General features: G+C 52.0%; 23 protein-coding genes. 4 read left to right on the forward strand and 19 right to left on the reverse strand.

Annotation, left to right across the window (positions count from 1 at the left end; all coding sequences use genetic code 11):
- Positions 1 to 1059, forward strand: a 1059-nt coding sequence (locus KQI75_RS12280) for a UDP-glucose--hexose-1-phosphate uridylyltransferase (RefSeq protein WP_216471093.1), incomplete at its 5' end; no start/stop codon positions are given.
- 455 nt (positions 1060 to 1514) lie between these two features.
- Here KQI75_RS12280 and KQI75_RS12285 read toward each other — a convergent pair.
- The 17 genes from KQI75_RS12285 to KQI75_RS12365 form a co-directional block, all read right to left on the reverse strand.
- Positions 1515 to 1775, reverse strand: a complete 261-nt coding sequence (locus KQI75_RS12285; protein ID WP_216471094.1) for an HPr family phosphocarrier protein — start codon at positions 1773 to 1775, stop codon at positions 1515 to 1517.
- 30 nt (positions 1776 to 1805) lie between these two features.
- Positions 1806 to 2705, reverse strand: coding sequence for a PHP domain-containing protein (locus KQI75_RS12290; protein WP_216471095.1), 900 nt, complete (start codon positions 2703 to 2705; stop codon positions 1806 to 1808).
- A 45-nt stretch (positions 2706 to 2750) separates the two neighbouring features.
- Positions 2751 to 3344, reverse strand: coding sequence for an S-layer homology domain-containing protein (locus KQI75_RS12295; protein WP_216471096.1), 594 nt, complete (start codon positions 3342 to 3344; stop codon positions 2751 to 2753).
- A complete protein-coding gene (locus KQI75_RS12300) occupies positions 3319 to 3615 on the reverse strand; it encodes a hypothetical protein (protein WP_216471097.1) in 297 nt (98 codons plus the stop codon). The genes KQI75_RS12295 and KQI75_RS12300 overlap by 26 nt, the downstream gene beginning before the upstream one ends.
- A 15-nt stretch (positions 3616 to 3630) precedes the next feature.
- Positions 3631 to 4437 (reverse strand): Cof-type HAD-IIB family hydrolase, encoded by an 807-nt coding sequence (locus KQI75_RS12305; RefSeq protein ID WP_216471098.1) that lies wholly within the window; start codon positions 4435 to 4437, stop codon positions 3631 to 3633.
- Entirely contained in the window at positions 4427 to 5251 is an 825-nt protein-coding gene (locus KQI75_RS12310) for a Cof-type HAD-IIB family hydrolase (RefSeq protein ID WP_216471099.1), read from the reverse strand. Before KQI75_RS12310 ends, KQI75_RS12305 begins: the two co-directional genes overlap by 11 nt.
- Positions 5252 to 5257: 6 nt before the next feature.
- Positions 5258 to 5542, reverse strand: coding sequence for a hypothetical protein (locus KQI75_RS12315; RefSeq protein ID WP_216471100.1), 285 nt, complete (start codon positions 5540 to 5542; stop codon positions 5258 to 5260).
- 534 nt (positions 5543 to 6076) lie between these two features.
- The gene (locus KQI75_RS12320) at positions 6077 to 6898 is read right to left on the reverse strand and encodes a PTS system mannose/fructose/sorbose family transporter subunit IID (protein WP_216471101.1); all 822 of its coding nucleotides are present in this window, start codon (positions 6896 to 6898) and stop codon (positions 6077 to 6079) included.
- A gap of 3 nt (positions 6899 to 6901) precedes the next feature.
- The gene (locus tag KQI75_RS12325; RefSeq protein WP_216471102.1) at positions 6902 to 7756 is read right to left on the reverse strand and encodes a PTS mannose/fructose/sorbose/N-acetylgalactosamine transporter subunit IIC; all 855 of its coding nucleotides are present in this window, start codon (positions 7754 to 7756) and stop codon (positions 6902 to 6904) included.
- A gap of 49 nt (positions 7757 to 7805) precedes the next feature.
- Complete coding sequence (locus KQI75_RS12330; RefSeq protein WP_216471103.1) at positions 7806 to 8300, reverse strand: PTS system mannose/fructose/N-acetylgalactosamine-transporter subunit IIB; 495 nt, start codon at positions 8298 to 8300, stop codon at positions 7806 to 7808.
- 12 nt (positions 8301 to 8312) lie between these two features.
- Positions 8313 to 8741 (reverse strand): PTS sugar transporter subunit IIA, encoded by a 429-nt coding sequence (locus tag KQI75_RS12335; protein WP_216471104.1) that lies wholly within the window; start codon positions 8739 to 8741, stop codon positions 8313 to 8315.
- Positions 8742 to 8950: 209 nt separating this feature from the next.
- On the reverse strand, positions 8951 to 10255 hold the full coding sequence (locus tag KQI75_RS12340) for an ABC transporter substrate-binding protein (RefSeq protein ID WP_216471105.1): 1305 nt from the start codon (positions 10253 to 10255) through the stop codon (positions 8951 to 8953).
- Complete coding sequence (locus tag KQI75_RS12345) at positions 10252 to 10929, reverse strand: response regulator transcription factor (protein ID WP_216471106.1); 678 nt, start codon at positions 10927 to 10929, stop codon at positions 10252 to 10254. The genes KQI75_RS12340 and KQI75_RS12345 overlap by 4 nt, the downstream gene beginning before the upstream one ends.
- Positions 10926 to 12242: a sensor histidine kinase gene (locus tag KQI75_RS13640; protein ID WP_246566665.1), complete on the reverse strand. Its 1317-nt coding sequence runs from the start codon at positions 12240 to 12242 to the stop codon at positions 10926 to 10928. Before KQI75_RS13640 ends, KQI75_RS12345 begins: the two co-directional genes overlap by 4 nt.
- Positions 12243 to 12251: 9 nt before the next feature.
- Positions 12252 to 13217 (reverse strand): sugar ABC transporter substrate-binding protein, encoded by a 966-nt coding sequence (locus tag KQI75_RS12355; RefSeq protein ID WP_246566666.1) that lies wholly within the window; start codon positions 13215 to 13217, stop codon positions 12252 to 12254.
- A gap of 253 nt (positions 13218 to 13470) precedes the next feature.
- Entirely contained in the window at positions 13471 to 14151 is a 681-nt protein-coding gene (locus KQI75_RS12360; protein WP_216471107.1) for a hypothetical protein, read from the reverse strand.
- 74 nt (positions 14152 to 14225) lie between these two features.
- Positions 14226 to 14783, reverse strand: coding sequence for a TetR/AcrR family transcriptional regulator (locus KQI75_RS12365; protein ID WP_216471108.1), 558 nt, complete (start codon positions 14781 to 14783; stop codon positions 14226 to 14228).
- 871 nt (positions 14784 to 15654) lie between these two features.
- Between KQI75_RS12365 and KQI75_RS12370 the strand changes: the two genes are divergently transcribed.
- A complete protein-coding gene (locus KQI75_RS12370) occupies positions 15655 to 16293 on the forward strand; it encodes a GDSL-type esterase/lipase family protein (RefSeq protein WP_216471109.1) in 639 nt (212 codons plus the stop codon).
- A 157-nt stretch (positions 16294 to 16450) separates the two neighbouring features.
- Here KQI75_RS12370 and KQI75_RS12375 read toward each other — a convergent pair whose 3' ends face one another.
- Positions 16451 to 17272, reverse strand: coding sequence for a DUF4866 family protein (locus KQI75_RS12375; RefSeq protein WP_216471110.1), 822 nt, complete (start codon positions 17270 to 17272; stop codon positions 16451 to 16453).
- 153 nt (positions 17273 to 17425) lie between these two features.
- On the opposite strand from KQI75_RS12375, the gene KQI75_RS12380 reads away from it, so the two are divergent.
- Positions 17426 to 18751 (forward strand): threonine/serine exporter family protein, encoded by a 1326-nt coding sequence (locus KQI75_RS12380; protein WP_216471111.1) that lies wholly within the window; start codon positions 17426 to 17428, stop codon positions 18749 to 18751.
- Positions 18752 to 18805: 54 nt separating this feature from the next.
- Here KQI75_RS12380 and KQI75_RS12385 read toward each other — a convergent pair whose 3' ends face one another.
- Positions 18806 to 19816: a LacI family DNA-binding transcriptional regulator gene (locus KQI75_RS12385; RefSeq protein WP_216471112.1), complete on the reverse strand. Its 1011-nt coding sequence runs from the start codon at positions 19814 to 19816 to the stop codon at positions 18806 to 18808.
- A 264-nt stretch (positions 19817 to 20080) separates the two neighbouring features.
- Here KQI75_RS12385 and KQI75_RS12390 point away from each other — a divergent pair, with 264 nt between their 5' ends.
- A complete protein-coding gene (locus KQI75_RS12390; RefSeq protein WP_216471113.1) occupies positions 20081 to 20971 on the forward strand; it encodes a helix-turn-helix transcriptional regulator in 891 nt (296 codons plus the stop codon).
- Positions 20972 to 21037: the final 66 nt, after the last annotated feature.

Below are 21037 nucleotides of genomic sequence, written 5' to 3' on the forward strand. Positions count from 1 at the left end.
ATTACCATCAATCTATCCAAACCGGAAAAAGACCCGAAGGCGATTGCGGCAGCCAAATTGATGCCGCAGTCCTCGTATCCCAAGTGCCTGCTGTGCAAGGAAAATGAGGGCTATGCCGGTCGTGTGAATCATCCGGCGCGGCAAAATCACCGCGTGATTCCGGTGACAATCAACGGCAGCCGCTGGTTTATGCAGTATTCGCCATATGTATATTACAATGAGCATTGCATTGTATTCAATTCGCAGCACACGCCGATGAAAATTGAACCGGCAACGTTCCGCAAATTGCTGGATTTTGTCAAGCAGTTCCCGCACTATTTTGTCGGCTCCAATGCGGATCTGCCGATTGTCGGCGGCTCGATTTTGGCGCATGACCATTTCCAAGGCGGACATTACACATTCGCCATGGAGCGCGCACCCATCGAAACCGAGCTGACATTTGACGGGTTTGACGGCATAGAAGCGGGCATTGTCAAGTGGCCGATGTCTGTGATTCGTCTGAGAAGTGCGGATGACAAGCAGCTTGTCGAGCTGGCGTCCAAGATTCTCGCCGCATGGCGCGGATATACCGACAAAGACGCATTTATCCTTGCGGAGACCGACGGCGAGCCGCACAACACCATCACGCCGATTGCCCGCATGCGAAACAGGAAATTCGAGCTGGATCTGGTTTTGCGCAATAATATCACGACCAAGGAACATCCGCTCGGCGTCTATCATCCGCACGCGGAGCTGCATCACATCAAGAAAGAAAATATCGGCTTAATCGAAGTCATGGGTCTGGCGGTTCTTCCGGCGCGGCTCAAAACCGAGCTTGCCGCTGTGGCGGAGGCACTGGTCTCCGGTGCGGATTTGACCGCGGACGAACGCACGGCACCGCATGCCGATTGGGCAAACAAGCTGAAAACGCGATATACCTTTACCGAACAAAACGCCATGGACATCCTGCAAAAGGAAGTTGGCATTGTGTTCTCTCAGGTATTGGAGCACGCAGGCGTGTTCAAACGCACGGAAACCGGCAAACAGGCATTTTTGCGGTTTGCACAGTCTGTCAATTAAATACTTTCCCGGCTGTCAGAGGCAAAATACACGAACTGGAACAAACAAAACGCTGACAGTCGGGATTTTTCTGTTTTGGGGACGTCGATGGATGTCAGCATGGGATACCGTGTGGAAGGACGAAACAATCCAACTGAACAAAATAATGTTTTTGTTCAGTTAAGGAACACGGGTATAAGAAATCCTGCAAAAAGTTGACAGATAAAAAAACCGCCCCGCTGCAAACAGGTTTCCTGCAGCGGGGCGGCATCATCATTCCGACAAATAGCATGAGATACGGTATGTTTTGTGATACATTGTTCCAGTGTTGATTTCGTTGGTTGTGTATATCAACTGTCCGTCAGAATGAGAATTTCGCTGCGGAGCGTCCCGCATGGGATACTCCGCAAAAAAGGAATAGATAAATAGAATAGATTGTGTGAAGTAAAAATGGTGATATGTGTGAACGGAAACGATTACAGGTTTTCCTGCATAAATGCTTCCAGATCAGCTGCTACTTGCTCTTCGTTTTCACCTCCTACATGGACGGTGACTGTGTCTCCGCTCTTGATGCCGAGACCCATCAGGGCAAACATTTTGCGGGCATCCGCTTTCTTGCCGTCCTTTTCAATCGTGACAGTGCACGGAACGACTGCCTTTGCCTGCTTGACCAGCACGCCTGCTGGACGTGCATGAAGTCCCTGCGGGTCAGTGATTGTGTATGCAAAACTTTTCATTTTGATACGCTCCTTTTGGTTTATCTTTTTTCAAGAGGATGCTGTCATGCCCAGTGCATCAAGCAACTGCGCTGCCAGCATATCCTCCATATATAACATATCTACGCCGCCAATGCGAATGTTGGGCTTTATCATGCCGTGGAAATCACTCCCACCAGTGATGAGCAAATGATGCTTTTTTGCCACTTCCAGATAAAATGCCGTTTCAATCGCATTGTGATAGCTGCTAAACACTTCCAATCCATCGAGTTCCAATGGAAGGAAATATTCGATCATATTTTCCGTTGTTTGCAGCTGCATTGCGGGATGTGCCAGAACAGCCAAACCGCCGGCGTTGTGAATCAGTTGAATCGCTTGTTTTGCCGAGATAAAAGAAATCGGAACATAGGCTTTTTTGCCGCGGGAACATAGATCCCAATAGAAATTGACTAGCGGCTGATCACAGCGCATACCGCCCGGCAGAAACGGAAGCAGCAGTGAATGATCGTGGTTTTGCGGCAGCTGAAGGGCTTGTTTTGCCATAGCTTCAGCGGAGATCACACCATCCTTTGCCTGTTCCATCAAAGCATTACGGTCTAAGAAAATGCCCAGATTTTCCAGTGCATCCATTTGTTCCACAGATGCAGCACGCTGCATTTCTTTTACCGTATGTTCCAGCTTTACTAACTCGTCATTGGCACTGTCGATGCCATAGCCGAGCATGTGCAGATGGAGGCCTTCTGCCATACAGTCGATCTCAATGCCCGGAATCACGCGGACACCGAGCTGTGCACCGCGCCAGCTGAATTTCTGTATACCGGATACTGCATTGTGATCGGTCAGCGCAGCGAAGCGAATCCCCTCTTGGCGGCATAGCTCAGCCAGTCCGCGCGGAGAGATCTCTCCGTCCAAACTCACAGAAGAATGTAAATGCAAATCCATATACGACATACAGTCATTCCTCCCTATTTCTCTATCATCGGCGAAAGATTCTGATTATTTTGTCTTTTCAAAATACTGCTTGAGCATCGTTGCGCATTCTGCACGGGTCGCAGAATCCTTCGGACACAGCAGATTGGTATTGCCGCTCTTTCTGCCATTGATGATGTGGTTCTGATTTGCCCACAGAACGGCGTCAGCTGCCCAGCCAGAGACCTGATTCTTGTCAGAAAATGCCAGCGAACCACGTACCTTTGGTGCTCCTGCATGCTTGTACAGAATCATGGCGAACTGCTCACGGGTAATGTTGCTTTCCGGATCGAACTTTCCGTGGCCGATGCCGCTGACAATGCCCTGCTGGCTTGCCCACTGTACCGCGTCATAATACCATGCGTCCTTTGCGACATCCGTGAAGGCATCCTTGCCGGAGACAGCAGGCTGACCTGCCTGATTGTAGAGAATCTGTGCCAGCATTGCACGGCTCAGCGGCATGTTCGGCCCAAACAGGGTGTCGCTCAGACCAACCATCAAATCGTTGTCATATACATACTGTACATATAGTACATACCACTGATCGGCATCAACGTCGGTGAATACCTCGGTGACCGGCTTGGTCGTTTCGGTCTTACCGGACGGCCAGATGCTGTTCATCGGATAAATGGTGATGTCCGCCTGTGTCGCTCAAGGTCAGCTCGCCATTGTTTGCGGTCATGGTGCCGCTCAAGCTGTTAAAGTTTTCCTCGGTTGCCGCAACGTCCGTAGAGGACTGGGTGTTGTCCTGTTCGTTGTCGTTTTGCGCAGTCTTGACTGTGCTGACAATCGACGTAACGTCCGGCAGCTCCAGCGCATTCGCCGGGAGCACGCCTGCCGCCATGAGCAGAGACAATGACAAAGATAGACATTGCTTTGTTGTTCGTTTCATTTTTTTCCCTCTCTCTTATCTGAAAATATGATCAATTGCCTGTGCTACACCGTCGTGATCGCAGTCTGCGGTGATGTAACGAGCCAATTGCTTGACAGATTCCTCTGCATTGCCCATAGCGACCGGCATACCGACCGTCCGAAGCATTTGTGCGTCGTTATCGCTGTCACCAATTGCACACATTTCTTCCGGACGAATGTCGAGCATTTGTCCCAGCTGAACCAATGCAGTTCCTTTATCTACATGTTCCGGCATGACCTCAAAGTTGTCATTGCCGGAGCTCGTAATCGTAATCCCCGGTAAATCTCGAATCGCTTCGAGTACCTCGTGAAGTGTCTCCTGCGTGCCGATGGCATATGCCTTGGTCACACGCAGTCCGTGCTCCCGAATGTACGCTGCCACATCGTCTAAGACGACTTTATTGGCGTGAAAGCCCTCCACGCGATAATTCACAACAAAATCGCGGTCGGAATACGGGTTGATATATACCTTATCCCCGACATAGATCATCATGCGGATGGGTCTGATCTGAATCTGCTCTACCACGCGGGCGCCGATCTCGGCGGGCATATCCCATTCAAACAAATTGCGTTCACCGCGCACCGAGGAAATCGCCGCGCCGCCTGCGGTCACCATGAAATCATCGCTGTCTATCTCCCGTGCGAATTCTACCGCTTCTCCTACAATGCGGCCGGTCGATAAGACAACTTTGACGCCGTTCTGTTTTATGCGGGCAATGGCATCTTTGGTCGCCTGCGTGATTTCCTTGCGGGAATTGAGCAGGGTGCCGTCCAGATCCAATGCCAGTAGCCTATAGTTCATGTGCTCCCTCCTTGTGTAAAATCCATGTATCAATTGCACGCGCCACACCCGCATCATCGTTGGTGCTCGTGCATACATCTGCTGCTGCCTTTGCCGCTGCCGAGCCGTTGCCCATCGCAACGCCCAAGCCTGCTGCCCGCAGCATACCGCAGTCGTTGTCATGGTCTCCCATCGCCATCGACTGCCGGACGGGAATGCCCAGTTTCCGGCACATCGCTTGCAGAGCAACGCCCTTTTCCGCAAGCGGAGGAAGAATTTCTAAATACGTATCTTTGGAGCGTACCAGCTGTACCGGCAGCTGCTGCGCCGCCAGCACGGCAGTTACGGCATCAATCTGTTGCGCCGGTCCCATGCACAGCAGCTTGTGTGCACCTTCCTGCCATTGGCGCATCGTTTCGATGAGCGGTACCGAGACCGGCACCGTGCCGGTGATGGCACTTTCCTGTTCGCTCCATGGGTCCTCTCTCTCGATGAGCCAGTCCCAGCCGCGATACACACTCACAGAAATGCCGCATCGCTGTGCCTCTTGGACGATGCGCACACCGACGGAAACCGGAATGCGCTGCTCCGAGAGCGTTTGTTCTTTATGTAAGATGAGTCCGCCGTTATAGCAGATCATATCGTGTTCGATGTTGAGTTCCCGTAAGATCGGGACGACAGCGGCAGGCGGCCGTGCAGAGGTCAAACAGACCGTGACATGTGCCTGTGCTGCCTGTTGAATGGCTGTTCGGTTGCGTTCCGGCAGCTGATGCTGAGAATCCAGCAATGTGCCGTCAATGTCCAAACAGAGCAGTTGAATTGCCGCATGGTTCATGGCTGATTACCGTCCCCCTGCGGCGCGCAGAATGTGTTCGACATTTCTGCGTCCATTGCGAATACCGAGTCCGATGAGTGCCGCGCAGATGATACCTGCGAAGGTCGCAACGACACCGACGATTCCGAACGCAAATCGGAAGCCCTCGCCCATCAGACCCCACCATGCCAGTGCCACTGCACAAGAGGAAACGATCATTGCCCACTGCATCCAGCGTTTCAATTGCTTCAATGCATCCGTCTGCTGCTGAGCCTCGCGCAGCAGCTGCTTTTTGCTGAGTTTCTGTTTCATAGATAAATCCCTTCCTTTGTCATAGGCGGAAACCCACTGCCTTTAGGCGGTGGGAGGAGCCTTGTAAATTATTACCCAATATGCTACAATAACCGTAGCAGTTTTTAAAGAGAAAACCGTTAGATGTGCTGCTCATCAAAGACACTCTTTTGTGCATTGACAAGATATGAGGTTGCAATACAAAACTCGCGTATTGCGTAAAATCTTATCCGTAATAAAATTCCTACTGTATAGCATGGGAAGTTTAGTACCTGATACAGTTACAGATGAGTATATCTTGTCTGTAAAGGGTGCTGTCAACCACCCTGTGATGTAACGCCACTTTAGGCAGCAATTCCTATTGGGGATAAAAGGTCGGAGGCGTAAGCCGTTACTACGACTGGGCAGTTACAAGCCCATTACCTTTAGGTGATGGGTAGTTGACAAAAATCTCCTCTCAAGATGGTACCTGTGTTTTTTAGCTGGAAGGAGCCGCTGGGTGAGCCAGCGGCTCCTTCTGGAGAGTTAGAAAATAGGAAAGAGATCGCTGCGAACTTAGTAGGACAGCTGCGGGTCGAAGAATCCAACCAAAACACCGACAAACGCAACAACAACCAAGATCAGCATTACGGCAATCGGAGACATTTTTCTCTTGCTCATGAGCCAGTAGCAGAACATAACTACGGCAAACGGGAGCAAATGCGGGAAGATGGTGTCGAGAACGCCTTCCTGCAAGGAAATATCGCCGGGGAGCATCATCGGTGTTGTAATGGAGATCCACGTTGCGGCTACTGCGCCGATAACGATGGTGCCCAGCATGATGATGGACTCACGAATGGCATTGGATTTTTCTCCGACGATCATTTCAACCGCCTTGCCGCCCAGCTCATAGCCCTTGTAATACAGGAAACGCATACCCAGCGTCAGGACGAGGTTGTAAACAATGATGTAGAAAATTGCGCCGAGCGGAGAGCCGCCGGAGGACAGACCCAGAGCAATGCCCAGCAGAATCGGAATCAGGGTACCGACAACCAAGCTGTCACCGATACCGGCAACCGGACCCATCAGGCCGGCACGGATACCGTTAATCATCTCGCCGTCGATGCCTTCGCCGTTTGCTCGTGCTTCTTCCAGACCGGCTGTCATACCGACAACGACTGTGCCGAGCTGCGGCTCTGTGTTAAAGAATGCGGAATACGTCTGGAGTGCTTCCTTCTGTTCTTCCTTGGTGTCATAGAGTTCTTCAATCAGCGGGAGCATGGCACACAGATAACCAAAGGTCTGCATGTGCTCCTGCGAGAAACAGGTCAAATGTCCATAATACCAGTTGCGGAAGGATTTGGACAACGCCTTTTTAGAAAGTTTCTTTTCAGCCATAGCCTATATTTCCTCCTCATCGTCATCGTCAAATCCGTCAGCGCCTGCTGCTGCCGGAGCTGCCTTCTGCAAGGACAGCAGCTTGATGCGGTAGTTAATCACTGCGAAGAAGCCGCCGACAACAGAAGCTGCGATCAAGTTCAGACCCATGCATGCAGCCAGTGTGAAGCCAAATGCGAATATCAGCAGATCCACCGGCTTGGTTGCTACCTGCTTGAGCAGGATGGCAATACCGACTGCCGGAAGCAGAGAACCTACGGTAAACAGCGTCTTCATTGCGATGCCGTCCATCGGCATGTATGCCTTCATGAGGTCGACCATGGTAACGCCAACCTTGGTGATGATGAAGGTCGGGATGAACGAGCAGATAATGTGAGAGATCCACGGGAGACCCATGTCAACGAGATAGAGCTTCTTGAATTCGCCCTTCTCTACGGCCTTCCAGCCAATGTGCTGCCATACCAGATTTACGGTAGCGGTGCCGTAGAACAGAACCGTGCCGAGGGTGCCAACGGCGGAACCCAGCGTAACTGCCATAGCCTGTGCTGCCGTGGTGGACGGGTCCAGACCCATGCTGTGTACTGCCACGATAGACAGTGGAATGCCGATGTAAGAGATTGCACGGACATCAGCGGATACGGTGCCGCCCGGTGTAACCAGTGCAATGTAAACGACCTGAATCGCTGCACCTAAGTAGATACCTGTCTGTACATCGCCCATAATCAGACCGACTACCAGACCTGCTACCAGCGGTCTGCCCAGCGTGTAGTTACCGAGAACCGTACCGCCGAGACCAGGCATAGATGCTAAGCAGGCAAACAGGCCGAACAAAGCCGCCTGCCATAGTTGGATCGTCATAATCCTTTCACCTTACCTTTCTTTTTTCTTTTTATTTTGAAATCCGTTTTTAGTAGCCAAACTGACCACGGAATTTCTTCCAGTTACCGATTGCCGCTTCCTTGACCAGAGCGAACTCGACGTCATAGCCCTTCTGCATGATTGCTTCCAGAGCATCCGCTTCTTCCTGCGTAATGGACTGGTTGTTGCCCAGCTTGGTGGCATTCGGTCTGTCGTTGCACGGTCCGATGATAACGGTCTTGACTTCGCCCGGATCGAAACCATCATCTACGAGGATCTTCTTCATGGTGATCGGGTCTTTGGTGATCAGGAAGTACTGATCCTTGCTTGCCAGAACCTTGCCGCACTTCTTGCGCCAATCGTCCAGCGTCCAAACAAACGTCTTTTTGCTGCTGGCATTCTTGTATGCTGCCTTGAGCACCGGCGTGTTTGCTGCGTTGTCGTTGACTGCAATCAGTCCGTCGCACGGATACTCCAGAGACCAGCGGGTGCAGGTCTGTCCGTGGATCATGCGGTCATCTACGCGAATAAATGAAATAGACATATCGTTCTCTCCTTAAATATCGTCGTCTTCGTCGTCGTTACTCATGGTAAACTGTCTAATCTGTTGTGCAGATTCTTCCATTGCCTCTCGTGCAACGTCCTGCAAGGATTCGTCCTCGTCCGCAAAGACTGCGGTGAGAACCAGCGGCAGATTCATGCCGCCAATGGCTACGGTGTGTTCCAGCAGACCCTTTTCTGTCAGGATCTCCACCGCGTTGGTCAGCGGCGAGCCGCCGATGATGTCGCCGAACAGCAGGATCTCATCATCCGCTGTGATGTCAGCGACCAGCTTCTCAAACGCTGCGCGGTAAGTCGGTACATCCATGCCGTCCTCTAGGCTTGTGGAGCGGATGTCCGTCCGTCCGGAACCTGCCATCATGGAAACTGCGCTGTGCAGTCCCGGTGCAAAGACACCGTGGCTGACCAAAAGATAGTATCGCATGTGTTTCTCTCCCTTCCTGCGATTTGTTACATTAAATTTAACAATTTTGTAAAATTTTATCACCTGTATTTTGTCACCAATGTCAGATGATATGTGTCATTTTCCGCATGACATTTGTCATGCTTGTTGTGAAAATTGCATAAAAAAATCTCGCTGTCTTTGGCATACACCAAAAAAACAACGAGATTTTTTCCATTATTTTACAATTTTCAGTTGTTGAGCAGCTTGTCCAGCTGGCGCTGGGCGCGCAGCAGCTGCAGCTCCAAATTGTGTTCATCCTGCATCGCTGCGGGGATGAGCTGCTGCGCCAGCAGCAGTGCTTGGTCATAGTTTTGGAAGCGCGGCACGGCAACCGCATGTTCCATGGTGTCGGAAAGCAGATCCAGACCCAGATGAATCTCTCCCGGTGTGTCCTGCGCCAGTACTTCCTTGGTTTTTTCCGACTGGGTGACGCGCCGCAGCGCGGAAACACTGTTGGACTCGGTGTACAGCATCGCCTGCGTCTCATCCGAGCATGTCAGCTCCTTCATGAACTCCCATGCCAGCTGCTTGTGCAGGGAACGGCTGTCCATACTCACCAGCATCGTGCTCAGCTCGGAGGCGTTGCTGCCCATCGGGCCGGCAGGCATCTGAATGCAGTCCCATTCAAAGCCGGAATACCGCTTGATGCGCCACGGATACGGCTGATATGTCCGATAGTCCGAGAACAGAAACGGACGAAATGCCACATGACCGGTGTCGAAATCCTGTGCGGTAATGTCGCAGGTCTCATACAGCTTTTCCAATTTTTGACTGAAGGCAATCGCCTCGACTGCCTCCGGCTGGGCGATCAGGCACTGCTTGCCATCGTCGGAAAACAAGGCAGCGCCGTTAGATGGCAGCGCGTTCTGCCAGGTGTAGCCATAGCTGCCGAACTGGTCCATGCTGCCATCGCCGTCCGTATCGCGCGTAATCTGCTCGCAGATTCGGTAAAAATCATCCCATGTCCAGTCGTTGCTTGGCACCGAGATGCCGTTTTTTTCGAGCAGCGTTTTGTTGACAAACATCAGCGTCGGCACGCATTCATAGGGCAGGGCATACTGGGTGTTTCCCATCTTGCCGCTGTCCAAAGCCGCACGGTAAAAATCCTCCGCCTGTACGGTCGAATCGCGCTCGATGCGTGTGTCCAGCGGCTCCAGTGCTCCGAAATCCTGCATCATGTCAAAATCCTCCGGCAGCACCATAAATACATCCGGCTCCTTGCCGAGCAGATATTGTCCGGTCAGCCATTCCGAGTAATCCTCTTTGAGAATGCCGCTGGTATAGGTAACGCGCACGCCGGGATGCTTGTTCTCAAATCGGTCAATGGCAGCGTCCAACACCGCATAGCAGTTTCCCAACGGCGCATCCCAATAGCTGTCAGAGACAAAACCGACCGTCAAAACAACTTCTCTCGATGCCGCACAGACAACGAAGCCCAGACCGACTGCCGTCATCACAGCGCAGGTCAGTAATCGGTAAACCCATGTTTTCACTTGTTTTCTCCAAATTCCATGTGTGAAATGCCCTTCTGTACTGCCCAAATAGCAAGCTGTGTGCGGTCACGCAGATCCAGCTTGCTCAGGATGCTGCTCAAATAATTGCGTACCGTGCCTTCGGACAGACACAGCGCAGCAGCGATCTCCTTGTTGGACAGACCGCAGCCGACCTCTCGAATAATTTTCCATTCATTGTCCTGCAATTCTTCGGTCTGTTTGTCATCAATGGAAATACATGTCTGTCCATGTGCCATGCGGGCAAACATCTCCAGTGCCTTGGACGCGACACCGGGCATAATGATAGAGCCGCCGCGCACCACTTCACGCACTGCCTCCGCCAGTTCTGCGACAGATACACCCTTGAGCAGATAGCCGGATGCGCCGTACCGCAGCGCATTGAACACATACTCATCATCATCAAATGTCGTGAGAATGATAATCTTCATGTTCGGATATGCCGATTTAATCAGCTTGGTGCACTCCACACCGTCCACCTCCGGCATACGAATATCCATGAGAACGACATCGGGATGCTGCTTGCGCACCAACTCGATCGCTTGTTTGCCGTCCACGGCTGTGCCCACGATTTCAATGTCCTTTTGTGCATCCAGCACATAGCTCAAGCTCTGTCGAATCAATTCCTGATCGTCTGCAATTAAAACCTTTATCATACTTCGTCTCCCCATCTCAGCGGAATGACCGCCTCTAGTCTAAAGCCCTTTGTTCCGTCCGTCTGCAACGTGCCGTTGAGCAAATGCAGCCGCTCGCGCATATGCCGCAGACCAAATCCCGGCGTGACCTTCTCACAGCCGATGCCGTTGTCCTGTACGATGATTCGCAGCCTGCGCTGTTCACACGACATCCGAATAGATACCTGTGTCGCTTTGCCGTGCCGAATGGCATTGGTCAGGCTCTCCTGAATCGTGCGGTACACGGCATCCTCCTCATCCGGTGACAGCCGCAGATTTTCCGTCTGGATGCACAGATCGACCGTCGCATGAGAGGCGGCTTGTATCTCCGCGCACAGATTTTTCAGGGCTTCCTCTAACTCAAATCGTTCCAGTGCATCCGGGCGCAGTGCCTTGACCGACCGGCGCACTTCATTCATGCCGTTTCGCGCCGTGGAAGCAATGACTTCCAACTGCTTTTTTGCCAGTTCCGGCGACAATTCCATCATTGTGATGCAGGCATCCGTGCCTGCAATAATGCCGGTCAGCGAATGACCGAGCGTGTCATGAATTTCTCGCGCGAGGCGGTTGCGTTCCCGCGTCTCCGCCATGCGTTCGCTCTCCGAGGCATATGCCTTGAGCTGCTCATTCAAAACCGACAGTTTGTCGTTGGCATGTTCCAGCCGATGATTGAGCAGGCGAATTTTCGTATTCTCATCGGTGCGGCGGATGACGAGCAGCAGCACATAGGTGATAAACAAAATCATGACAAACGCATTGAACAGTCCCAGCGCACTTTGCATGACCTGTTGGATATACGGCGAATAATATGCCATATAATCTGTGACAGAAGGCATACGCAGTGCAGACTGCACGATGTCTAAGCTGGTCAGCAGATACAGCAGCACCATCACGCTCAGAAAAATGGCACGTTTCCGATGCTGCAAGGTATCCACCAGATCAACAACGACCAAAAACAGCAGTCCATTGTAGTCCAAATGCAGCGAGACAATGACGATCATACAGATGACCGGTTCCAGCCAGTACATACGAAAGATCTTCCGGTGCTGCTTCTGCATCGGAAGATGGTACAGCGCACTGACCGCAAGCAGCGCGGCGACACCGAGCAGCGAAAATGCCTGCATTCCCGGCCGTTCCGGCACATACCGCAGCTGTTGGGAAAACTGCATCGCCTCCGCATGGAGAACCGCTGTCTGCGGGGTGAAAAAGAAGATCGCAGACAAAAAGCCCACAATCGCAACATTCAGCACAATCATCATGTGCCGAATCGCAGATAATGTGTAATCGTTTTGCATAAATCCCCCTTACTGCCAACCGTCCATGTCAAATTGGTCGAGATTTTCCGATGTAATAAATTCTACCGGAATGGTAATCTCTGACGGATACGACTTTCCGGACAAAATCTGATAAATGGTCTGTGCAGTGGTCTGTCCAATCTTGATCGGGAACTGCGCAACGGTTCCGGTCAGAGAGCCTTCGGCAATCATGCTCTTTGCCTCCGGTGCGCCGTCCACACCGTATACCAAGGTATGCTCCAACAGTCCATGCTCCTCCAATGCCGCCATGGCACCCATTGCCGAGGGGTCGTTGAGTGCCATGACCGTATCAATGGGTTCTCCGGCATCCAGCAGCGCACTCAGCTCCGGCATGGCAATTTCCAACTGTCCCTCACTGTTTGCGCGGTCAACGATTTGATATGCCGGATGATGGGCAATGGTGTCACAGAATCCGCGGATTCTGTCCACCGCGGACTGTGCCGTGGGATGCTCCAGCAGGACGATGTGCGCCGAATCGCGTGTCTGCATCAGATGCTGCGCACACAGCACACCTGCACCGTAATTGTCCGAGGCGATGGTGCACGCGATCAAATCCGTGTCATTGACCTGTGAATCGACAACAACGACCGGCACACCGGCTTCTTTTGCTTCGGACAGTGCCGTATGTACCTGCTGATAATCGACCGGATTGATGACCAAAACATCAATTCCTTCTTGTAACAGCTCATGTACCTGCTGATTTTGCTTTTCCTGATCCAATGCCGGATCTCGTGTCAGCAGAATGTCACCGCGGCTCTCGATCTTCAGCCGCAGTTCCTCGTCAATGACGCTGTAAAACGGATTGTTCATCGTCATATACGTTGCACCAATGCGAAAATGCCCGTCACCGTCCGTCTGTCCCAGGTGCAGAATATACCCCAGCACAATCACCAGTGCCGCCGCGAGGATGCCAATGAGCCATCGCCACCGGATGCGCCGCAACCATTGATTCATATGTCATTTCCCCTTATCTTTGTTTGAATGCGAAACCATTCTTTTTTAGAGTAACATACGCTTATGCAAATTGCAAATATAAAGAGCTTGAACAAAATGTTGCAGCATAAGCCCTTCCTCCTTTTTATCAGTATACTGTACAGATCACGGGAAAACCAAACGCATTTTCGCACAGATATCAAGACCTGCAAAGATACAAAAACCCAGAGGTGTTGCTTCACACCTCTGGGTTTTTGCATACAGGAATATTTTGTCAGAACAGCAGCTGCAAACCCATGACGATCATCCAGATATACGCACAGGTCTTTGGAATCATCAGCATGCCGATTTTCGGCATTTTCTTGCTCAGCAGCGTGACTGGCAGATAGCAGCCGAACGAAATAACAATCGCCGCCGCCATGCGCGTCATATGGTATCCATAAGTATTGCCGGACATCACATACAGCACAATCACACAAATGCCGGTCACGGCAAAGACGGCGTTTCGAATCACAGACAGCTTGCGATTGCCTTCCTCGCCGCACCAATTGTTCTGCGGCAGCATACAGACGACAATGCGAACAGCTGCGGAAACCCAAATCAGGATTTCCAGCATCACCGGCGCCGTCATTTCATAAAATGTCTGTTTCCAGATATACAGCAAAAGAATATAAAATATCGTCATGGTGATGGAGGAAACCTGTAAGCCGATGCCCAATTGTCTTTCAATTTTCTCATTGCTTCCCTTGACCGCGCGCAGCACACGGGGAACCAGATGGAAGGCATCGCCGAAACACAGCGTCCATGTCAAAACGCCGTATAAGAGAAACAGCGGACTGCCATGAGAAAAGGCAAAAAATAAAATGCCTGCAATCAAGTCAAACAGCAAATAGCAGGTGTCAAAAACCGCCTCCATCAAATCCGGAACGCGGGGAGTATCGCTTTGTTTTGTCATCGTATCTCAATCTCCTTTTTTAAGTGAACATGGTTCATTTTGCCGGATAGAAAAGTCCCACGGGTGTGGGACCGTCAATACAGCGTCCGGCGCACAATTTCCAGCACCGCAGATGCGTCATAGTCCTGCCGCATCAGGGCGGACAGCATAAGCGAAAACAGCACATCGGCAAATTTTTCCGCAGTGAACTGTTCGGTAAAGGCATCCGGCCGAATGCTGCGGTCGCGGTGCAGAACGCCGCACAGCTCGGTCAGAATATGCTGCCATGTCTGCTGCATCCGCCGCCTGCCGTCCGACTTTTCTTCCTGCATAAAGCCGAGCGAATGCAGGGTGAAAAATCCGGGATACTGCTCACAGCCGTATGCCATGCGCGCATACATCCATGTCACGCACGCCTGTACATTCTGAAAGACAGCGGCATCTGTCGGCCGGCGAAAAATCTCGCACCATACACTTTCTACGGTAGCGCCGACCAGCGCCGCCTTGGAATCAAAGTAATTGTAGATGCAGCCCACCGATACGCCGCAAGCCGCCGCGACGGAACGAATGCTGACCGCAGACCATCCCTGCTGCTGAATCAGCTTCCGGCTGGTCTGTAGGATTTCTTCTTTTGATGTCGCAATCGTATTCATAAGCTCACCTCAAAATGAACAACGTTCATTTTGGATTATACAACGCCGAGCGGGAGGTGTCAAGGCGTTCTTTCTTGAAATTTTTGGGATACATGATATAATACTGTCGTTACCGCTCCGATCTGGCGCAATCTGTGACAGGGAGGAGGTGTTTCGATGTGGAAACAATTCTATCATTTATCCTATCCATCATGGCAGGTGTAGTCTGCCACTACATATGCAAGTGGCTGGATGGTTGGATTAACAGACATCGGTAACCAGCCCCGGTTTGATGCGCCGTAAAAGCAGAAGAAACCCCTAGCAGCTGCCACTGCTAGGGGATTCGTTTTGTGCTTCGACATGGATAACACAATTCTATCATTTGCCTATCTGTAGTATAGCACCGGAAACATAACGGGTCAAGGCGTTTTTTCTTGAAATTTTTGGGATACATGATATAATATTGTCGTTACCGCTCCGATCTGGCGCAATCTGTGACAGGAAGGAGGTGTTTCCGCTATGGAAGTACTTGCTTCGTGGATTCTTTCCGTTGTGGCAGGTGTAATCAGCCATTACATATGCAAATGGTTGGACGGAAAGAAGTAAATTTCGGTAACCGACCTCGGTTGACTGCTCCGTAAAAGCAGAAGAAACCCCTAGCAGGTGCAACTGCTAGGGGTTTTGCTTTGTGTTTCCACTAAGCGTACTTGCTTCGTTAGCCTACTTGTAGTATAGCACCGGAAATGCAGCAGGTCAAGGTGTTTTTTCTGTGCACTGCGGGAAAACAGGATAAAATCCTCATGTGATGCCGGCTCTGCATCACGGCAAGTCTTGTATCTCGCTGCCAACCATGCTATGATGCAAAGAGAGTTTGATAAGAGAGGGACAGCGTATGAACATTTTATTTTACGGAGATTCCAACACATGGGGATTTCAGGGAGATCAGCCGCAGGTCAGACTAGCATATGAAAAACGGTTTACCGGCATCATCGCCAACCGCTTTCCGCAGCATCACATCATAGAGGAAGGCTTGCCGGGACGCACCATCTGCATCGACGATCCATTAGACAGAGGCCGAAACGGCATGGAGACGCTGCCCATGCTGCTGCAGACCCATGAACCGCTGGATTTGGTGGTTATCATGCTGGGCACGAATGACACAAAAATCATGTTTGGACACACGCCGATGACCATGCGTCTGGCAATGGAACGCATGATTCGGCTGGTACAAAACACGGATGCGTGGTCGGACACCGGTGTTCGACCGCAAATTCTGCTGGTTGCGCCGCCGCGCATGGGAGATATCGAGCGCGGCACATTTTATGGCATGTTTGACGCACACAGTGCAGAGATGATACCGGAGGTTTCCAACCAGTTCCGACAGCTCGCGGAGCAGTACCATTGTTTGTTTGCGGACGGGGCGCAGGTCGCGGCGCAGCACTGCTGTGATTTCGTTCACCTGACTGCGGCGGAGCATGCACAGCTGGCGCAGCTGATTGGAGATGTTATCGCACAGCAGTTTGGACAGTAAAAGAAACGGCAAACAGCCGCCGAGATGAAATATCTCGGCGGCTGTTTTGAATCATCTGCTGGATAAACAGCGACAGATTGATGGTGTTTCTCTCATGGTATTCACAGCAATACCACGTGACATTCCGGTGAAAAATGAGCGGAGATGCCGTCATGTATCATTTTTTTGCGGGCGTGATGGATGCTCGGTCTCGGAGCATGTCCACGATGTTTCCGCGGCAGGCAAGCCCGATGCCGTTTGCCATTTCCATGTACTTTTTCATGCGGCTCTCAAAGTGGTGGAACGGCAGGAAAATGCCGATGCGGTCGCTCTCCAGCTCTTTTCCGTCTTTTTCCATCTTTCCATAATACATGAAGGCGCGCGGCAGCGTCTCCTCCAGCTGCATCATGTAGTTCCAGACGGTCGCATAAATTTCCGCGTCTGCCGCGTGGTTTTCTATGTCCTTTGGCAGCTGATACAGCAGCAGCACGCCCAGATGCTCGCCGATTTTGTCGGTCTGTACCTTCAAGTCCTCGCTGTAAAAATGCCGCTCGCGGAAGCCGTAGGCGAGACACATTTGAAAATCTCGAATTTCCGGTTTTTCTCGATATAAATCGCAAAAAATCTTGTATTTTTTGTCGGGCACGGCAACCGGCAGATTGTCGCGCAAAGCGCCGGTTTCATCGGTCAGAATCACCGGATTTTCCACGTCCTTGTCGTTAAAACGCAGCGGAATCAAAAACGAATTGCGCAGCAGGTCAAACATGCTGTTGCCGCAAATTGCCATCAAAAAGGCAGAAAGGTCTTGGTTCTGATAGGCGCGAATCAAGGCGTTGGCAAAGATGGCGTCGGTCGCCTCAACGCTGTCCGCGTCCATCAAGTCGGTTTCCGGACAGCTCTCATAAAAGGTTTCCTTGAGCCGCCGGCACGCGCGCGGATCGCGTAAAATCCGGTCAAATAACTGTTCTACCCGCTGTTCTCTCGGGAAAATACTGCTCATATTCGATCCCTCTTTTCTGCCCCCATTATACGCCGATTGGCGAATGATGTAAAGACGCCATATATTGATTCTTTCTATATCCAATGCACGGGTATTTGCTTGACTTTTTTCTCTCCGGTACTACAATAAGATAGTAGAAAGAAGGGATTTTCTATGCCGGAACAGACCATCAAGCGCAATCACATGGCGATTCCGTGGCATGATTACATTCAGCAAAAACAACTGCCCATCACGCAGGCGTCCCTGAGTGAAAAGGCGTCCGTGATTGGACGCATCGGGCTGATGCTGCTGTCGTGCGGCACGGGCGCATGGCGCGTGCGCAGTTCTATGAATACCATTTCCGAATGCTTGGGTGTGGTGTGCTCCGCGGACATCGGGCTGATGTCGGTCGAATACACCTGCTTTGACGGCACGGAGAGCTTTTCCCAGTCGCTGTGTCTGACCAACACCGGCGTCAACACGTCGAAATTAAACCGGTTGGAACGTTTTGTCGCGGATTTTCCCGAAAAAGGGCTGTCGCTCACCGGCGAACAGCTGCACAGCAGACTGGATGACATCGAACAAATTCACGGCCTGTACTCCCCGCTCGCGCTGGGCCTTGCCGCCGCGCTCGCGTGCGGCGCATTTACGTTTTTGCTCGGCGGCGGTTTGTGGGAAATGTGCTTTGCCTTTCTCGGCGCAGGTGTCGGCAACACGATTCGCTGCAAGCTGACCAAGCATCACTTCACGCTGTTTTTGTGCATCGTCACCTCGGTTGCGGCGGCGTGCCTGATATACGCCGGCTGTCTGCGGCTGGCAGAGATGTTTTTGGGCATTTCCTCTCAGCACGAAGCCGGTTATATCTGTTCCATGCTGTTTATCGTTCCCGGTTTTCCGTTTATCACGAGCGGCATTGACCTCGCCAAGCTGGACATGCGCTCGGGCTTGGAGCGACTCGCCTATGCGGTTCTTGTCGTCATGGTCGCGACGCTCGCCGCTTGGATGATGGCGCTGCTGCTGCACCTGACGCCGGTTGATTTTATGAATCTGCATCTCAACACCACGCAGTATCTTGTGCTGCGTCTGCTGTTTAGCTTTTGCGGCGTGTTCGGCTTCTCAGTCATGTTCAACAGTCCGGTGAAAATCGCCGCGACAGCTGCCGCCATCGGCGCCGTTTCCAACACCCTGCGGCTGGAGCTGGTGGATTTGAGTACGTGTCCGCCTGCCATCGCCGCCTTTCTCGGCGCGCTGACCGCGGGACTGCTCGCCTCGCTGCTCAAAGCTTATGTGGGCTATCCGCGCGTGTCGATTACCGTGCCGTCCATCGTCATCATGGTGCCGGGGCTGTATCTGTACAAAGCCATTTACAATCTCGGCATTATGTCGCTGAGCGATGCGGCAGTTTGGATGACCTCCGCCCTGCTCATCATCGCGGCGCTGCCGCTCGGGCTCATCTTCGCCCGCATTGTCACCGACAAGACCTTTCGATATTGCACATAATTCATACAACGAAACCCATGAAAAAGCACCCGCAAGCCTGCGGGTGCTTTTTCGTTATGCGTGCTGAACCGATGCGCCGGGTATCAGGCGCGGCTGAATGAGCAGCCGAACCGGCTCGCTCGTCTTGTCGTGCAGCAGCTCGGTCATGCGGTGCAGCGCATAGTGCGCCTGCTTCCCGCACTGAATATCCAGCGAACACAGCTGCGGCGAGACCAGCGCGCTGACCGGATTGTTGTCCACGCCGATGATGGACACCTGTTCCGGAATCGAAATGCCCTGTGTGGTCAGCGCGCGAATGAGCATGATGGCGATGTAGTCGTTCGCGCAGTAAAAAGCATCCGGCAGCGTCTCCCGCGCGCCGATGCGCTGTGTCAGCTCGGCAATCAGCTCGTTCATCTCTTGGTCGGGTCTGCCAATCAGCATATCATCCGGCGTCTCAACCGGCAGCTGACTGGCCGCCGCCAGATACGAAAAATACCGCTGGGAAAATGCCGTGCTGTAATCCGGCTGTCCGACAAAGGAAACGCTGCGGCAGCCTGCGGCAGCCAAATGCTGCATCGCAAGCCGGCTCACCGCGTCGTTGTCCTCCATGACCGTGTCGATGGACAACCCCGGATAATGCGTGCCGATGGACACGACCGGAAGGCCGCACATGCACACCTTTTTGACGGATTCCTCCATCATATCGCCGAGCAGCAGGATGCCGCGCGCGGAATTGTCCGCAATCTGACCGGCAAACGCATATGGGTCCTGATGCATGCTCTTTTCGTCCAAAACAATCAGATTGTATCCGTGCTTCAATGCGCATCCCGCTACCATTTGATAGAACCGCATATAAAAGTAGCTGTCCTGCAGGTGGCGGCGCGAAGCGATGAGAACCAAATTCTGCTTCCCCGCCGCCGCGTTTTTCTGTTCAAAATACCCCATCTCATAGGCGGCGCTCTCAATTCGCTTGCGGGTCTTTTCACTGATGCCGGACATGCCGCGCAGGGCAAGCGACACGGTATTGGTAGAAACACCGCAGCGCGCTGCAATTTGTTTTAATGTTATTTTTATAGTGTTCACCCTCCGTTTTTTGTTTCCTACATTAACAATACTAATTTCCCGTATTGTTGTCAAGTTTTTTTGTGCGTATTGCACCGATTTGGCAGCCGTGTTTTTCGGAAAAGTCGATAATTCACGGGCAGTTTTTGCAGTTTTTTTCTCAAAATTCGATATGACCGCGCACGGCATCGGAAAAAATCGGCACTTTTCCCACTTGAAATAAAATGAATTTAATATTATTATAACCCGTATACATAATAAAATTCACGGGAATAGGAGTTTAGTATGTCCAAGTTCGATCCTCTGCATGTCCAGTGTGCTGTGAAGCAGCAGTATCAGCCGGTTTTCACCGGAACCAACCAGCCGCGGCTGCTCTATGTCAGCAACATTCGCCCGCAGACCAGCATGTACCCACGCATGCTCCATGCACATGCCGATGCCGTGGAGCTGGCGCTGATGTACAGCGGCTCTGGTAAATTCTTTATTCACGACCGATACGTTCCGGTCTCCGCCGGCGATTTGCTCATCTATAATTCCGGCGTCATTCACGATGAAATTTCCAGCGCGGACAACCCTATCGGCATGTACTGCATCACGCTCAGCGGGCTGCACATGCCCGGTCTCCGTCCCAATGCGCTGCTCGCAGATGACAGGAATTGTGTCATTTCCTGCGGAGAACACTTCGAATCCGTGCGTTTTCTGTTCGAATTGATGTTCAAACAGCTGTCCTCCGACTATCCGAACGCCTCGGTTTTTTGCCACAATATGATGGAAGCACTGCTCGTGCAGGCGCTCACGCTCGCCGCGGATGCGCCGCAAAAACCAATTGGCAAGAGCAAGCGTCTGGAGCTCGCGCTGGACGTCAAGCAGTATCTGGACGCCCACTACACGGAGCCGATCACGCTCACCGACATCGGCCAGCATCTGCACGTCAGCCACTATTATCTGTGTCACGTGTTCAAGGATCTCATGGGCTATGCGCCGATGAAGTATCTGCTGCGGCGCAGGCTCGGCGAGGCGCAGACGCTGCTCATTTCCACCGACACCACCATTGCCAAGATTGCGGAGTCGGTCGGATTCGACACACAGAGCTATTTTAACTTCCAATTTGCCAAGAATGTCGGCATGCCTCCGTCACAATACCGAAAAAACTATCTTGTGCGCGCCTTTGATTGACTATTTTCACCAGTGGTCTGGAGCAAATACCTCGTTCTTGCGCAGGAAATCGCAAACGAAAACCGG

The sequence above is a fragment of the Butyricicoccus intestinisimiae genome (assembly GCF_018918345.1).
GTDB classification, from domain to species: Bacteria; Bacillota; Clostridia; order Oscillospirales; family Butyricicoccaceae; genus Butyricicoccus_A; species Butyricicoccus_A intestinisimiae.

Coding starts and splice junctions, on each gene's coding strand:
- KQI75_RS12285 (WP_216471094.1), bottom strand. CDS start 1,775: ATGAAAAGTTTTGCATACACAATCACTGACCCGCAGGGACTTCATGCA.
- KQI75_RS12290 (WP_216471095.1), bottom strand. CDS start 2,705: ATGTCGTATATGGATTTGCATTTACATTCTTCTGTGAGTTTGGACGGA.
- KQI75_RS12295 (WP_216471096.1), bottom strand. CDS start 3,344: ATGAACAGCATCTGGCCGTCCGGTAAGACCGAAACGACCAAGCCGGTC.
- KQI75_RS12300 (WP_216471097.1), bottom strand. CDS start 3,615: ATGAAACGAACAACAAAGCAATGTCTATCTTTGTCATTGTCTCTGCTC.
- KQI75_RS12305 (WP_216471098.1), bottom strand. CDS start 4,437: ATGAACTATAGGCTACTGGCATTGGATCTGGACGGCACCCTGCTCAAT.
- KQI75_RS12310 (WP_216471099.1), bottom strand. CDS start 5,251: ATGAACCATGCGGCAATTCAACTGCTCTGTTTGGACATTGACGGCACA.
- KQI75_RS12315 (WP_216471100.1), bottom strand. CDS start 5,542: ATGAAACAGAAACTCAGCAAAAAGCAGCTGCTGCGCGAGGCTCAGCAG.
- KQI75_RS12320 (WP_216471101.1), bottom strand. CDS start 6,898: ATGGCTGAAAAGAAACTTTCTAAAAAGGCGTTGTCCAAATCCTTCCGC.
- KQI75_RS12325 (WP_216471102.1), bottom strand. CDS start 7,756: ATGACGATCCAACTATGGCAGGCGGCTTTGTTCGGCCTGTTTGCCTGC.
- KQI75_RS12330 (WP_216471103.1), bottom strand. CDS start 8,300: ATGTCTATTTCATTTATTCGCGTAGATGACCGCATGATCCACGGACAG.
- KQI75_RS12335 (WP_216471104.1), bottom strand. CDS start 8,741: ATGCGATACTATCTTTTGGTCAGCCACGGTGTCTTTGCACCGGGACTG.
- KQI75_RS12345 (WP_216471106.1), bottom strand. CDS start 10,929: ATGATAAAGGTTTTAATTGCAGACGATCAGGAATTGATTCGACAGAGC.
- KQI75_RS13640 (WP_246566665.1), bottom strand. CDS start 12,242: ATGCAAAACGATTACACATTATCTGCGATTCGGCACATGATGATTGTG.
- KQI75_RS12355 (WP_246566666.1), bottom strand. CDS start 13,217: ATGAATCAATGGTTGCGGCGCATCCGGTGGCGATGGCTCATTGGCATC.
- KQI75_RS12360 (WP_216471107.1), bottom strand. CDS start 14,151: ATGACAAAACAAAGCGATACTCCCCGCGTTCCGGATTTGATGGAGGCG.
- KQI75_RS12365 (WP_216471108.1), bottom strand. CDS start 14,783: ATGAATACGATTGCGACATCAAAAGAAGAAATCCTACAGACCAGCCGG.
- KQI75_RS12370 (WP_216471109.1), top strand. CDS start 15,655: ATGAACATTTTATTTTACGGAGATTCCAACACATGGGGATTTCAGGGA.
- KQI75_RS12375 (WP_216471110.1), bottom strand. CDS start 17,272: ATGAGCAGTATTTTCCCGAGAGAACAGCGGGTAGAACAGTTATTTGAC.
- KQI75_RS12380 (WP_216471111.1), top strand. CDS start 17,426: ATGCCGGAACAGACCATCAAGCGCAATCACATGGCGATTCCGTGGCAT.
- KQI75_RS12390 (WP_216471113.1), top strand. CDS start 20,081: ATGTCCAAGTTCGATCCTCTGCATGTCCAGTGTGCTGTGAAGCAGCAG.